The 14,721-nt window shown below is 69.5% G+C and carries 12 protein-coding genes; 10 read left to right on the forward strand and 2 right to left on the reverse strand.

What is annotated here, in order from left to right:
* Window positions 1-508: 508 nt before the first annotated feature.
* Together CU254_RS09890 and CU254_RS09895 are read left to right on the forward strand one after the other, a co-directional pair.
* The gene (locus CU254_RS09890; RefSeq protein ID WP_037713124.1) at window positions 509-1,681 is read left to right on the forward strand and encodes an acetoin utilization protein AcuC; all 1,173 of its coding nucleotides are present in this window, start codon (window positions 509-511) and stop codon (window positions 1,679-1,681) included.
* Between the two features lie 674 nt (window positions 1,682-2,355).
* A complete protein-coding gene (locus CU254_RS09895) occupies window positions 2,356-5,199 on the forward strand; it encodes a bifunctional GNAT family N-acetyltransferase/acetate--CoA ligase family protein (RefSeq protein WP_009075190.1) in 2,844 nt (947 codons plus the stop codon).
* On the opposite strand, the gene CU254_RS09900 is transcribed toward CU254_RS09895, so the two are convergent.
* Together CU254_RS09900 and CU254_RS09905 are read right to left on the reverse strand one after the other, a co-directional pair.
* Window positions 5,183-6,211, reverse strand: coding sequence for an acyl-CoA dehydrogenase family protein (locus CU254_RS09900; protein WP_009075192.1), 1,029 nt, complete (start codon window positions 6,209-6,211; stop codon window positions 5,183-5,185). The genes CU254_RS09895 and CU254_RS09900 overlap by 17 nt on opposite strands.
* Before the next feature lie 11 nt (window positions 6,212-6,222).
* Entirely contained in the window at window positions 6,223-7,386 is a 1,164-nt protein-coding gene (locus CU254_RS09905; RefSeq protein WP_009075193.1) for an acyl-CoA dehydrogenase family protein, read from the reverse strand.
* A gap of 103 nt (window positions 7,387-7,489) precedes the next feature.
* On the opposite strand from CU254_RS09905, the gene CU254_RS09910 reads away from it, so the two are divergent.
* The 8 genes from CU254_RS09910 (at window position 7,490) to CU254_RS09945 (ending at window position 14,699) form a co-directional block, all read left to right on the forward strand.
* Window positions 7,490-7,675: a ferredoxin gene (locus CU254_RS09910; protein ID WP_009075195.1), complete on the forward strand. Its 186-nt coding sequence runs from the start codon at window positions 7,490-7,492 to the stop codon at window positions 7,673-7,675.
* Between the two features lie 124 nt (window positions 7,676-7,799).
* Window positions 7,800-8,681 (forward strand): 3-oxoacyl-ACP reductase, encoded by an 882-nt coding sequence (locus CU254_RS09915; protein WP_009075197.1) that lies wholly within the window; start codon window positions 7,800-7,802, stop codon window positions 8,679-8,681.
* A 12-nt stretch (window positions 8,682-8,693) separates the two neighbouring features.
* A complete protein-coding gene (locus CU254_RS09920) occupies window positions 8,694-9,458 on the forward strand; it encodes a glucose 1-dehydrogenase (RefSeq protein ID WP_009075199.1) in 765 nt (254 codons plus the stop codon).
* Between the two features lie 173 nt (window positions 9,459-9,631).
* Complete coding sequence (locus CU254_RS09925; protein WP_037713126.1) at window positions 9,632-10,423, forward strand: ABC transporter permease; 792 nt, start codon at window positions 9,632-9,634, stop codon at window positions 10,421-10,423.
* A 1-nt stretch (window position 10,424) separates the two neighbouring features.
* A complete protein-coding gene (locus CU254_RS09930; RefSeq protein WP_009075203.1) occupies window positions 10,425-11,285 on the forward strand; it encodes an ABC transporter permease in 861 nt (286 codons plus the stop codon).
* Entirely contained in the window at window positions 11,282-12,637 is a 1,356-nt protein-coding gene (locus CU254_RS09935; RefSeq protein WP_037713128.1) for an MCE family protein, read from the forward strand. The genes CU254_RS09930 and CU254_RS09935 overlap by 4 nt, the downstream gene beginning before the upstream one ends.
* A complete protein-coding gene (locus CU254_RS09940; protein WP_009075207.1) occupies window positions 12,634-13,671 on the forward strand; it encodes an MCE family protein in 1,038 nt (345 codons plus the stop codon). Before CU254_RS09935 ends, CU254_RS09940 begins: the two co-directional genes overlap by 4 nt.
* Window positions 13,668-14,699: an MlaD family protein gene (locus tag CU254_RS09945; RefSeq protein WP_037713130.1), complete on the forward strand. Its 1,032-nt coding sequence runs from the start codon at window positions 13,668-13,670 to the stop codon at window positions 14,697-14,699. Before CU254_RS09940 ends, CU254_RS09945 begins: the two co-directional genes overlap by 4 nt.
* The last annotated feature ends 22 nt before the right edge of the window (window positions 14,700-14,721 follow it).

Consider the following 14,721-nt stretch of genomic DNA (forward strand, 5'->3'; position numbering starts at 1 on the left):
GGGCAAGTGAGCGACTTCTGCGCCGCAGAATCCCGCTCGATACGCGGCGGTTGAGGTGGTGCGCGGGGAGCGGCTTCCGTGCTGCGGAATCTCGTTCGGGATGCGGAGGCCGAGTGACTTCCTCGCGGAATCCGGCTCGGGGCGCGGCGGCGCAGGCGGCGCTCGGTGAGTGGCTTCCCTGTCGCGAAGTCCGGCTCGGGTTGCGGCACCTTGCGGGGGCGGACGGCTGAGTGGCTCCCGTGCTGCGGAATCTGCTTCGGGAAGGGGCGCGGGGCTGAGTGGCTTCCCCGCTGCGGAGTCCGGCTCGGGGCGCGGCGGCGGCAGGCGGTTGAGTGGCTTCCGCGCTACGGAATCTGGTTCGGGGCGCGGTGGGGAAGTGGCAGGCGGTCGACTGGCTTCCCCGCCGCGGAGTCCGGTTCGGGGCGCGGTGGGGAAGGCGCGCGGCACCAAGTCGCTTCCGCACTGCGAAACCCGGCTCCGGGCGCGGCGGGGAAGTACAGTGCGGTGCATGTCGTCGCCTGCAGTTGTCTGGGATCCGTCGCTGCTGAAGTACGACCTGGGCGGGCAGCATCCGTTCAACCCCGTCCGGCTCGACCTCACCGTGCGGCTCGCTACTGAGCTGGGCGTGCTCGACGGCGTCGAGCTGCTCGTGCCCACCGCGGCGGGCGACGAGGAACTGCTGCGCGTCCACGCGCCCGAGTACCTGGCCGCCGTGCGGGAAGCTCCGAACGTCGGGTGGGACGTCGGGCACGGGCTCGGCACCGACGACAATCCCGTGTTCCCCGGGATGCACGACGCGACCGCGCTCGTCGTCGGTTCGACGCTGCTCGCCGCGCGCAAGATCGCCGACGGCGAGGTGCGGCGGGCAGTCAACATCGCGGGCGGGTTGCACCACGCGATGCGCGATCACGCGTCTGGGTTCTGCATTTACAACGACTGCGCGATCGCCATCTCGTGGCTGCTTGACCACGGCTTCGACCGCATCGCGTACGTCGACACCGACGTGCACCACGGCGACGGCGTCCAAGCCGCGTTTTACGACGACCCTCGCGTGCTAACCGTCTCTATGCACCAGCACCCGTTCACGCTCTGGCCCGGCACCGGCTACTCCGCCGAGATCGGCAAGGGCAAGGCGGCCGGCACGGCGGTGAACGTCCCGCTGCCTCCGCACACGCAGGACCCCGGGTGGCTGCGCGCGTTCGACGCGGTGGTTCCGGCTGTGCTGCAAGAGTTCCAGCCGCAGCTGCTGGTCACCCAGTGCGGGGTGGACTCGCACGAGGAGGACCCGATGGCCGACATGTCGCTGTCGGTCGACGGACACCGCACCATCTACTCCACGCTGCGCGACCTGGCCGAACGCTATGCGAACGGCCGCTGGCTCGCCGTCGGCGGCGGGGGATACCAGCTGATCCGCGTGGTGCCGCGCTCGTGGACGCACCTCATGGCGACCGTGCTGGACCGCGACGTCCCGCCGGACACGCCGCTTCCGCCCGGCTGGGTCTCGACGGTCACCCGCGCCGCCCCCGCGGCCGACCTCCCCGCCGCGATGACCGACGGCAAGGACACCGCCTTCAAACCGTGGGGCGACGACGCGGACGACCCGGTGGACATCGCGATCCGCGACACCCGCCGCGCGATCTTCCCGCTGCACGGCCTCGACCCGGACGATCCGAGGGACTGACCATGCCCGACCAGCCTCGCCAGCCCGGCTCCGGCGACCCCGGACCGGGCGACCCCGCCCCCGACGCTGACCCGGCGACCGGGCCCGGCGGAACCGACAACACCTCCCGCCACCCGGGCGGCGACCGCGCCCCCGACGCTCACTCGGCGACCGGGCCCGGCGGAACCGACAACACCTCCCGCCACCCGGACGGCGACCCCGCCCCCGACGCTCACTCGGCGACCGGCCCCGGCGGAACCGACGCCTCCCGCCACCCGCACCGCGAGCCCACCGCGGCGGGAACTCCGGGACCGGGCGGCACTTCCGCCCCGGACGGCCCCGGATCGCCAGGTCCGGCCGTTGAGGGCGGCGGGCAGAGTGGCTTGCCGGGCAGGTCCGGGCAGGGCGGGAGCGGCTTGCCCGGCGGGTCCGGCCGGGGCGGCGAGTTCGGAGCGTTCGGCGAGGCCTCTGCGGTGAATCCGGCGGCGGCTGGACGCGACGCTTCAACTGCTGGGGGAGGGAAGGGAGGCAGTGATTCGCCTGCCGGGCCTGGGCAGGGGCAGGGCGGGAGTGGCTTGCCAGGCGAGCCGGGTGCGTTCGGCGGAGCATCTGCGGCGAACCCGGCAGCGGGTGGACGCGCGGCTTCGGAACGGGATGCGTCGGCGAGAGATTCTGCTGCGACGGGAGGCGATGCGATGTCGAGCGAGTTCGGAACCGGCAACCCTGCTGCGGAGGGACGCAGTGCCGCGGCCGCGAACCCCGCAGCGGGGGAGTCGAGGCGGGCTGCGGCGAACCCTGCGGAGAGTGGCGAAGCCGCGAACCCCGCTGCGGAAGGCACCACCTCGGAACATCCCGCCGCGGACGGGAAGCGCGACCCTTACGACTATCCCCGCGATTGGGAAGCCGACGTAGTCCTCTCCGACGGCGGCACTGTCCACTTGCGACCCGTCGTCCCCAGTGACGCCGACGGGCTCGTCGCCTTGCACAGCAGGCTGTCGGACCGCACCCGGTACTTCCGGTACTTCGGTGCCTACCCGCGCATCCCGCCGCGCGATTTGGAGCGGTTTTCCACTGTCGATCACCACGATCGGGTTGCGTTTGTGGCCCTGTTGGGGGACGACGTGGTCGCGGTGGGACGGTACGAGAGGCTCGATCAGGGGCCTTCGGCGGAGGTCGCGTTCGTGGTCGACGACAAGCACCAAGGGCGCGGCCTCGGGTCGATTTTGCTGGAGCATCTCGCCGCGGCGGCGTCGGAGTGCGGGTTGCGGCGGTTCGTCGCCGAGGTGTTGAGCGAGAACGCCGCCATGGTGCGGGTGTTCCGCGACGCGGGCTACCAGGTCAGTCGCGCGATCGAGGAAGGCGTGCTGCATCTCGAGTTCGACATCGACCCGACGGAGGAATCGCTCGCGGTCGCGCGGTCGAGGGAGCAGGCCGCCGAGGCGCGGAGTGTGCACAATTTGCTCCATCCCGAGACGGTGGCGGTGATCGGGGCGTCCGCGGATCCCACCAAGGTGGGGCACGTCGCGTTCGCCAATCTGCTCGCGGCCGACTTCGCGGGTGCCGTCTATCCGGTCAATCCGGAGCATCGGTCGGTCCGCGGGGTGCGGGCGTATCCGTCCGTGCTGGACATTCCGGATCCGGTTGATCTGGCGTTGGTGGCGGTGCCCGCGGAGGCCGTCGAGTCGGTGTTGGACGCTTGTTTGGCCAAGGGCGTCAAGACGCTGGTGATCGTGTCGGGCGGGTTCGCCGAATCGGGGCCGCTCGGGTTGCACGCGGAGTTGCGGCTGGTCGGCGAGGCGCGGGCGCACGGGATGCGCGTGGTCGGGCCGAATGCGCTGGGCGTGCTGAACACCGCGAAGGACGTTCGGCTCAACGCGACGCTCGCGCCGCGGTTGCCGAAACGGGGGCGGACCGGGTTCTTCTGCCAGTCCGGTGCGCTGGGGACGGCGATTCTCGCCGACGCGGGATCGCGCGGGCTCGGGTTGTCGACGTTCGTTTCGGCGGGCAACCGGGCGGACGTGTCCGGCAACGACCTGCTGCAGTATTGGGAAACCGACCCGGACACCGATCTGGTGTTGCTGTATCTGGAGTCCTTCGGCAACCCGCGCAAGTTCGCGCGGCTGGCGCGCAGGTTGGCGCGGTCGAAGCCGATCGTCGCGGTGAAGTCGGGGCGGCACGCGGTGCGGCCGCAGCTCGCGGCGACGTCGGCGGAGGTCGACGAGGCCAGTGTGCAGGCGTTGTTCGAGCAGGCTGGCGTCGTGCGCGTCGAGTCGTTGGCGCAGCTCTTCGACACGGCGCTCGTGTTCGCGCATCAGCCGTTGCCGGCGGGACCGCGGATCGGGATTGTCGGCAACTCCAGCGCGATCGGGTTGCTGGCCGCGGACACCGCGCGTGCGGAGGGGTTGCGGCTGGCGTTCGATCCGGTCGACATCGGGCCGCAGGCGGGGCCGGACGAGTTCGCGACGGCGGTGCGGGAGGCGTTGGATTCGCCGGATACCGACGCGTTGATAGCTGTGTTCGCGCCGCCGGTGGCGATCCCTGGGGCTGCGTACGCGCGAGCGTTGCGCGAAGCGGTGTCGGAGATGAAGCAGTCGAAGCCGATCGTCTCGACGTTCCTCGCTGCGGAAGGCGTGCCGGACGAGTTGGCGGTGCTGTCCGACGATGGCGTGCCGACGCGCGGGTCGATTCCCTCGTACTCGAGCCCGGAGCGTGCGGTGAACGCCTTGGCGCGCGTGGTGCGGTACGCGGCGTGGCGGCAGCGGCCGCAGGGGACGTTGGTGCGGCCTAGTGGTCTGCACGTCGAGCAGGCGCAGGAGATCGTGCGCGAGCTGTTGCCGGAGGACGGCAGTTCGACGCTGCTGTCCGACGACGACGTGGTGCGGCTGCTCAGTTGCTACGGCGTGGACGTGGTGCCGTTCCGGGTGGCGTCGAACGAAGACCAGGCCGTGGCTGCGGCGGTGGAGCTTGGTTTCCCCGTCACGTTGAAGGCGGTCGACGAGCGGTTGCGCGGGCGGCCGGACTTCGCGGGCGTACGGCTGGACCTGGCGTCCGAAGAGTCCGTACGGGTCGCGTACCGGGATCTGTGCGCGGTGTCCGGCGACGAAGACGTGTACGTGCAACAGATGGCACCGAAGGGACTGTCGTGCGCCATTGGGCTGCAGGACGACCCGTCGTTCGGCACGCTGGTGTCGTTCGGGCTGTCCGGGTTGGTCAGCACGCTTCTCGGAGACCGCGCGTACCGGGCAGTGCCGTTGACGGACGTTGACGCGGCGACGCTGATCCGTGAGCCGCGTACGTCGCCGCTGTTGACCGGGTATCGCGGGGACGAGCCCGCGGACCTCGCGGCCTTGCAGGACATGGTGTTGCGCGTCGCGGCGCTCGCGGAGGACAACCCCGAGGTGCGGTCGCTGGCGCTGGATCCGATCCTCGCGTCGCCGGACGGGGCGTTCGTCGCCAACGCGCGGATGGTGGTGGGCGCACCGCCGACGCGGCCGGATACCGGACCGCGTCGGCTGCGGCACATCACGCCGTTGGACTGACCACCAGTTCGCCGAGGCCGAGCAGTTGCTCCGTCGCGCCGCCGCTGGTGAACTCCAGGCGCTTCGCGGCGGCGAAGTAGCGGTGCACGGGGTGCTCGACGTCGATGCCGACGCCGCCGTGCAGGTGCACTGCGGTGTGTGCGACGCGGTGTCCGGCTTCGGCGGCCCAGAACTTCGCAGTGGCGATGTCCTCGGCGGCGGGCAGGCCTTCGGCGAGCTTCCAGGCTGCCTGCCACAGCGTCAGGCGTACGGCTTCGACGTCGATGTACGCGTCCGCGAGACGGTGTCGGACGGCTTGGAAGCTGCCCAGCACCTTGTCGAACTGCTTGCGCTCACGCGTGTACGCAGCCGTCAGTTCGAGCGCGCGTTCCAACACGCCCAACTGCTGCGCGCAAGCGCCGAGCGTGCCGCGAAGGCGCAACTGTTCGCCGACATCGCCGAGAGCGACTCCGGGGGTGTCGGACAGCGTCACCAAAGCAGCGTCGGCGTGGTCGGTGGTGGACTGCGCTTCGATAGAGACTCCGGCAGCGTCCTTCTCGACGATGTACACGCCGTCGTTGGCTTCAACGAGTAAGGCGTCCGCGAAGGCGGCGAAGGGGACCGCAGTTTGCGTACCGGTGAGGCGTCCGGCCGAAGCGGCGAAAGAGCCGCCCAAAGCGATAGCCAAAACGGCCTTGCCGCGAGAGACCGGCAACAGCCATCGCTCAGCCAGCAACGGGTCGGTGAGCACCGAGCCAGCCTGGACGACGGACGACAGATAGGGGACCGGAGCGACCGCGCGGCCGATCTCGATCAGGACAGAACACTGTTCCAGCAAGCCGAAACCGCCTCCGCCGACCGTCGCGGGCAACGCGGCGTCGAGGACGCCGGAGCGGGCCAACGTAGTCCACAGTGGAGCGTCGAAACCGCCGGATCCGTGCGGGCCCAGCGATTCCGCGGTGACCTGGTCGGTCAGGATGCGCCGGGTCAGGGCGGCGAGGTCGTTTTGTGCTTCGGTGAGGGAGAAATCCACCGGGAGAACTCCTAACGCGTCACAGGCTGGCCGAGGGCGGTGGCGGCGACGATGTCGCGCTGCACCTCGTTGGTGCCGCCGCCGAAAGTGAGGATCAACGCCGAACGGTGCAGCCGTTCCAGCCGCCCCGCGAGCACCGCGCCGGGGGACCCCTCGCGCACCACGGCGGCCGCGCCGACCACCTCCATGAGCAGCCGGTACGCCTCGATCGCCATCTCGGTGCCGTACACCTTGGTCGCCGAAGCTTCGGCTGGGCCGAGTTCGCTGGCCGCGGCCGCCCAGGCGATCTTCCAGTTCCGCAGCTTCAGGTACTCGGCATAAGCGTGCACGCGCGCGAGGTGCGTGCGGACCCATTCGCGGTCGGTCAGCGACTCCGCGCGGGCCCATTCCACGACGTCGGCCAGCGCTTTCCGCACCGGCGCGGCGGAGGTCAGCGCGACGCGTTCGTGGTTGAGCTGGTTGGTGATCAGCGGCCAGCCCGCGTTCTCCTCCGCGACCCGCGACGTGACCGGCACGCGGATGTCGTCGTAGTAGGTCGCGCTGGTCCCGGGCCCGGCGACGGTGTGCACCTTCGTCCAGGAGAAGCCCGGCGCGGAGGTCGGCACGATCAGGATCGACAGGCCCTTGTGCTTGCGCGCCTCCGGATCGGTGCGCGCGGCGAGCCACACGTAGTCGGCGTACTCGATCAGGCTGGTCCACATCTTCTGCCCGTTGACCACGTACTCGTCGCCGTCGCGGACCGCCCGCGTGCGCAGCGACGCGAGGTCCGTGCCCGCGCCCGGTTCGGAGTAGCCGATCGCGAAATGCAGTTCGCCCGCGGCGATCTTCGGCAGGTAGAACGCCTTCTGATCCGGGGTGCCGAACCGCATGATCGTCGGGCCGATGGTGTTCACCGTCAGGAACGGCACCGGGACCCCGGCGACCGCCGCCTCGTCGGTGAAGATCAGCTGGTCGAGCATGCTCCGGTCCTGGCCGCCGTACTCGCGCGGCCAGCCGAGCGCGAGCCAGCCGTCCTTGCCGAGCTGCCGCACGATTTCCTTGTACGCCAAGCCGTCGCCGTACTCGCCGCCGGGCGCGGCGAGGCTTTCCCGCCGCGCCGGAGTCATCAGTTCGGCGAAGTACTCCCGCAGCTCGGCGGCCAATGCCCGCTGCTGCGGCGTGTAGTCGATCCGCACCCGTCACCTCCACCCCGCCGGTCTCGTTGTGGTGTCGTACCGGGCCCCGGCGGTAAGCTAGAACCTGTTCTAGTTGTACCAGGAGTGGCGGACGGGAGGAAGCATGGAGGTCAGTGTCGACCGGTCGCTGTGCGAGGCGAACGCGGTCTGCGTGGGGTTCGCGCCGGAGGTGTTCGATCTCGACGACGACGAGAACCTGGTGATCGGACCGGTTTCGGAGGAAGAAGTAGAACGTGTTTCGCAAGCGGTGACGAACTGCCCAAAGAACGCCCTGTTCACGACCGATTGATCAGGGCTTGCTCAATACGAGAACAGATTCTAGTCTGTGCTGCGTCAGGCAGGCTTCGACGAGGAGGCTCGCGGGTGGAACCGACCGCAGGGAACACGCACGGCGACCGGGCTGGAGCGGTTCGATGACGCTCGAGGGCAAGGTTGCCGTCGTCACCGGGGCCGGAGCGGGGCTCGGCCGGGCCGAGGCGCTCGCGCTGGCCCGCGAAGGCGCGTCCGTCGTGGTCAACGATATCGGCGAGGCGAAAGAGGTCGTCGCCGAGATCGAAAAACACGGCGGCAAAGCGCTCGCGGTGGCGGGCGACGTGTCGGCGGCCGAGACCGCGAAGGAACTGCTGTCGGCCGCGGTGGACCACTTCGGCAGCCTCGACATCGTCGTGAACAACGCGGGCGTGCTCCGCGACCGGATGCTGTTCTCGATGTCCGACGAGGACTGGGACAAGGTCATCGCGGTGCATCTGCGCGGGCATTTCCTGCTGTCCCGCAACGCCGCCGCGTACTGGCGCGATCGCTCCAAAGTGGAGGGCCGGCCGGTGTACGGCAGGCTGGTGAACACCGCGTCCGAGGCGTTCCTGGTCGGTTCGCCCGGCCAGCCCAACTACTCGGCGGCCAAGGCCGGGATCGCGGCGCTCACCGTGTCCGCGGCGCGCGGGCTGGCGAAATACGGCGTGCGCGCCAACACGATCTGCCCGCGCGCCCGCACCGCGATGACCGCGGATGTCTTCGGAGAAGCACCCGAGCACGGGCTCGATCCGTTGTCCGTCGAGCACGTTGCTCCGGTTGTCGCATTCCTCGCCTCCCCGGAGGCGGAGGCGATCAACGGCCAGGTTTTCGTCGTGCACGGCGGCATGGTCGCGTTGCTGAAGCCGCCGTCGGTCGAGGAACGGTTCGACACCGCGAACGGAGCCTGGACCACCGGCGAACTCGCCGAAAAGGTCGGCGCGCACTTCGCCGGCCGCGACCCGGAGCGGATGTTCGCCGCGACCGATCTGCTTTCGCTGCCCTGAACCGGAGGACGCATGACTGAGCACCGGCTGTCCGGCAAGGTCGCCCTCATCACCGGCGCGGCCCGCGGACAGGGCGCGGCCGCCGCGCGAGCGTTCGTCGCGCAAGGCGCGAAGGTGGTGATCGCCGACGTCCTCGACGACGAAGGCAAGGCGCTCGCCGCCGAACTCGGCGAAGCGGCGGTGTTCTGTCACCTCGACGTGAGCGACGAGCACGGCTGGACCGCTGCGGTCGAGACCACGGTCGCCGAGTTCGGGCCGCCGACGGTGCTGGTCAACAACGCCGGAGTGCTGTACTTTTCGGAACTCGCGAAGACGCCGCTCGCCGAGTACGAACGCGTCGTGCGGATCAACCAGATCGGGGCGTTTCTCGGCATGCGCTCGGTCGTTGAACCCATGGCCGGGGCCGGCGGCGGCTCCATCGTCAACGTGTCCTCTGTGGAGGGTCTGGCCGGGATGCCGTTCCTCGTCGCCTACACCGCGACCAAGTTCGCGATCCGCGGGATGACCAAGGTCGCCGCGCTGGAGCTGGGCGCGCGCGGGATCCGGGTCAACTCGGTGCATCCGGGCATGATCGACACGAAAATGGTGTCCGACGCGGCGGGCGCGGACGTGGACGTGTCCTGGGTCGGCAAGAAGGTCGCGCTCGGCCGGGTGGGCCGCGCCGACGAGATCGCGCCGCTGCTGGTGTTCCTCGGCAGCGACGAGAGTTCGTATTGCACCGGCGGCGAGTTCGTCGCCGACGGCGGGGCCACCGCCACCCATGCGCTGAAGTTGTGATTGCGGAGCGAAGCTCCTCCGCTGAGGGCGGCGGCGGGGGCATGGATGGATGTGAACGGTGCTCGTGCGCCCAGGGTGACCGATGGGGGCTGAAGGGACGGGAGTGAACACCGCTAACCGAAATCGGCGGGCGGGGATGGGCAAGACTCGGGGGTGACTTACTGGGAGGTGCGGTGAGCGGAAGCGGCTCGGTCACCCTCCCGGGCACCGCGGCGCTGACCCAGGTCGGCCGGCTCGCCACGCTGTCCTGGGAGGTCCTGCGGGCGATCTTCAAACGCCCGTTCCAGTTCCGCGAATGGATCCAGCAGTGCTGGTTCTTCGCGAGCGTGACCATTCTTCCGACGGCGTTGGTCGCGATCCCGTTCGGCGCGGTCATCGCGCTGCAGCTCGGATCGCTGACCACGCAGATCGGCGCGCAGTCCTTCACCGGCGCGGCCAGCGCGCTCGCCATCGTGCAGCAGGCGAGCCCGCTGATCACCGCGCTGCTGGTGGCCGGGGCGGGCGGAAGCGCGGTCTGCGCGGACATCGGCGCGCGCAAGATCCGCGAGGAAATCGACGCGATGGAAGTGCTCGGGGTCAACCCGATCCAGCGCATCGTGGTGCCGAGGGTGCTCGCCGCGATCGTCGTGTCGGTGCTGCTCAACGGCCTGGTCAGCGTGGTCGGCGTGCTCGGCGGCTACTTCTTCAACGTGGTCCTGCAGGGCGGCACGCCCGGCGCGTACCTGGCCAGCTTCAACGCGCTCGCCCAGGTGCCGGACCTCTGGATCAGCGAGATCAAGGCGTTCCTCTACGGCTTCGTCGCGGGCGTGGTCGCCGCCTTCCGCGGACTGAACCCGGCGGGCGGGCCGAAGGGCGTCGGCGACGCGGTGAACCAGGCGGTGGTGATCACCTTCCTGCTGCTGTTCCTGATCAACGTCGTGCTGACCGCCGTGTACCTCAAAGTCGTGCCCCCGAAGGCGTTGTGACATGACGGCCGAACCGATCGAGCAGACGCGCGCGTCCGACCGGACGCTCGAGATCATCGCGCGCCCCGGCGCGAGTCTCGAAGGACTCGGGAAGCAGCTGTCGTTCTACGGGCGGGCGCTCGCCTGGTCGCCGCGCACGATCCGCCGCTACGGCCGGGAAACCACGCGGCTGCTCACCGAGGTCTGCTTCGGCACCGGCGGGCTCGCGGTGATCGGCGGGACGCTCGGCGTGATGATCGGCATGACGCTGTTCACCGGTCTCATCGTGGGCCTGCAGGGGTATTCGGCGCTGAACCAGCTCGGCACCGCCGCGCTCACCGGGTTCATTTCGGCCTACTTCAACACCCGCGAGGTCGCACCGCTGTCGGCCGGGCTCGCGCTGTCGGCCACCGTCGGCTGCGGGTTCACCGCGCAGCTCGGCGCGATGCGGATCTCCGAGGAGATCGACGCGCTCGAAGTGATGGCCGTGCCGAGCATGCCGTACCTGGTCACCACGCGCGTGCTCGCCGGGGTCACCGCGGTCATCCCGCTGTACGCGGTGGGCCTGCTGTCCTCGTATCTCGCGTCGCGGCAGATCACCATCTGGCTCTACGGCCAGTCCGCGGGCACCTACGACCATTACTTCACGCTGTTCCTCCCGCCGGAGGACGTGCTGTGGTCGTTCGCCAAGGTGATCGTCTTCAGCGTGCTGGTGATCCTTTCCCATTGCTATTACGGCTATACCGCGTCCGGCGGGCCGGCCGGGGTGGGTATCGCGGTCGGCCGCGCGGTGCGCACGTCGATCGTGCTGATCTCGGTGCTGGACTTCTTCCTGAGCCTCGCGATCTGGGGCGCGAACACGACAGTGCGGATATCCGGATGAGTACCCGTCGAGAGTTGCGCAAACGGCTCCAGTACCAGCTGCTAGGGCTGATTTTCCTGGTCGTGGCGGCGCTGTTCTTCACCACGACGATCGCCGCGTACCGCAAGGTGTTCACGCCGGTCACGCTCGTGAAGCTGGAGACCGACCACGTCGGCAGCCAGCTGCGCGTCGGCGGCGACGTGAAGGTGCGCGGCATGCTCGTCGGCGAGATCCGCGACGTGCGTCCGGTCGGCGACCACGCGGAGCTGGAACTGGCGCTGCAGCCGGACAAGACCGAGGTGATCCCGTCGAACGTTTCGGCGCGGCTGCTGCCGAAAACCCTGTTCGGCGAACGGTATGTCGCGCTCCAGCTGCCCGAGCGGGCGCAGCGGCCGATCAAGGCGGGCGACGTCATCCCGCAGGACCGCAGCAGCACGGCGATCGAGCTGGAGCAGGTGCTCAACCACGTCATGCCGCTGCTGCAGGCGGTGCAGCCGGAAAAGCTGTCCAGCACGCTCAACGCCGTGTCCGCCGCGCTCGACGGACGCGGCAAGAAGCTCGGCGAGACGCTGACCCAGCTGTCGGACTACCTCGGCAAGCTCAACCCGTCGCTGCCCGACCTCAAGGCCGACATCACCGGGCTGGCCAACGTTTCCGGCATCTACGACAAGGCCGCGCCGGACGCGCTGCAAGCGCTCTCGGACCTCACCACGACGACACAGACCATCATGGAGAAACAGCGCGGCCTGACCGATCTGTACTCCTCGGTGACCGGCACCGCCACCGACCTGACGCGCTTCCTGGAAGTCAACAAGGACAACATCATCCGCCTCACCACCGCCGTGCAGCCCACGCTCGACGTGCTCGCCAAGTACGCGCCGGAATACCCGTGCCTGTTCAAGCAGCTGGCCGGGACGGTGCCGAACGCGGAGCTGGCGTTCGGCAAGGGCACCGCGCATCCGGAGGTCAGCCGCGTGACCATCGAGTTCTCGGCGAGCCGCGGCAAGTACCTGCCCGGCGTCGACGAGCCGAAGTACGACGACAAACGCGGCCCGCGCTGCTATCCGCAGGTGCCGAAACCCGGGCGCTGGCCGCAGTATCCGCCGGACGGCGCGGTGAAGGACGGGGCGACCAAGCCCGCCCCGCCGCACGATCCGGACGGCACCCTGCCCAGCGACTTCACGAACGGCCCGCTGCCCGGCGGGTCCGGTTCGACCGGCGGCGCGCCGAGCATCGTCGGGTCCGCCGACGAGCAGAAACTGCTGGACCTGCTCGCCTCGCCGACGCTCAACACCACGCCGGACAACGTGCCGGGCTGGTCGGCGCTGCTGGTCGGGCCGCTGTACCGCGGGGCGGAGGTGGAGCTGAAATGAGGTCGTTCGTTCCCGCACTGATCAAGATCGGCATCTTCGCCGTGGTCACCGTGCTGCTCACCGGGGTCCTGGCCACCACGATCGCGAACACGAACTTCGGCAACACCGCGTCGTACGTCGCGAAGTTCACCGACGCGTCCGGCCTGCAAGCGGGCGACGACGTGCGGATCTCCGGCGTGAAGGTCGGCCAGGTCGAGTCGATCGGGGTCGACCAGGGCGAGCAGAACTACGCCGAGGTGCGGTTCCTCGTCGAATCCGCGTACAAGCTGCCCTCGCTCGCCACCGCGACCATCAAGTACCGCAACCTCGTCGGCCAGCGCTACCTCTCGCTCGGCACCGACGTCAGCGGCGGCGACACGCTGTCTCCCGGCGACACCATCCCGCCGGAGCGGACGAAACCGGCGCTGAACCTGACCGTGCTGTTCAACGGGTTCAAACCGCTGTTCAAGGCGCTGGACCCGAAGGAGGTCAACCAGCTCTCCGCCGAGATCGTGCAGGTGTTCCAGGGCGAGGGCGGCACGATCACCAGCCTGCTGTCGCACACCGCGTCGATCACGACGTCGATCGCGGGCAAGGACAAGGTGATCGGGCAGGTCATCGACAACCTCAACCAGGTGCTCGGCACGGTCAACGCGCGCGGCCCGCAGCTGGGCGACCTCGTCGACCAGACGCAGCGGCTGGTGAGCGGGCTGGCCGAGCAGCGCAAGCCGATCGGCGACGCGGTGGGCGCGCTCGGCGACCTGACCGACGCGACCGCGGGCCTGCTCGCCGACGCGCGGCCCGCGGTGCAGCAGGACGTGACCCAGCTCGGGAAACTCGCGAACAACCTCAACGACGCGCAGCCGCTCGTCGAGCATCTGCTGCAGGTGCTGCCGGGCAACCTGGAGAAGTTCACCCGGACCCTGAGCTACGGCAGCTGGTTCAACTACTACCTGTGCGGGATCGAAGGCACCATCGGCATTTCCTCGCTGGACGTGACGCTGCCGATCGTCCCGGTCCCCGGCACTCAACGCGCGCCGAGGTGTGGCCCGTGAAACGACTGAAGGACCGGAACCAGGCGGGCGTCGGCGCGGTGACGCTCGTGCTCATCGTGCTGGTGACCGCGGTGACGTACTTTTCCGACAGCATCCCGATGTTCGGCAACGGCACCACCTACACCGCGGCGTTCGCCGAGTCCGCCGGGCTCGCGCCGGACAACGAGGTGCAGGTGGCCGGCGTCAAGGTCGGGCAGGTGACGTCGGTGGAACTGGGGCACAAGCAGGTGCTCGTGAAGTTCCGCGTGAAGGGCGTGCGGGTCGGCGACGCGTCCACGGCGTCGATCGAGATCAAGACGCTGCTGGGGGAGAAGTACCTCGCGCTGGACACGAAGGGCGGCGGCACGCAGGCGCCCGGCGACACGATCCCGGTGCAGCGCACGCGGACGCCGTTCCAGTTGCAGGACGCGTTCAACCAGCTGTCCACCACGGTCGGCGACATCGACACGCAGCAGCTCGCGCAGAGCTTCACCGCGCTGTCGGATTCCCTCAAGGACAGTCCGCAGTACTTGAAGGACACGCTTTCCGGGCTGTCGGCGCTGTCGAAGACGGTGTCCTCGCGTGACGCCGATCTGCACACGCTGCTGGCCAACACGAGCAAGATCTCGAAGACACTGTCCGACCGGAACGCGCAGCTGCAGCAGGTGATCAGCGACGGCAATCTGCTGCTGACCGAACTGCAGCAGCGCCGCGAGCAGATCAGCGCGCTGCTCAAGGGCACGCAGGAGATCTCGAAGCAGCTGTCCGGGCTGGTCGCGGACAACCGCACGCAGATCGGGCCGACGCTCGCCGCGCTCGGGAAGGTGACCGACGTGCTGCAGCGCAACCAGGGCAACCTCGACCGGAGCCTGCAGCTGATGGCCCCGTTCGCCCGGGTCGGCGCGAACGCGACCGGCAACGGGCGCTGGTTCGAGGGGTATCTGTGCGGGCTGCTGCCGCCGACGATCACCGTGGGCGGGCTGTCGATCAACCCGGAGGGCTGCACGCCGCCGATCTCCGCGCCTGATCAGGGGGTGGGTGGACGATGACTGCCGCCGACGTACTTTTTCC

This window comes from Amycolatopsis sp. AA4 (assembly GCF_002796545.1).
Lineage (GTDB): Bacteria > Actinomycetota > Actinomycetes > Mycobacteriales > Pseudonocardiaceae > Amycolatopsis.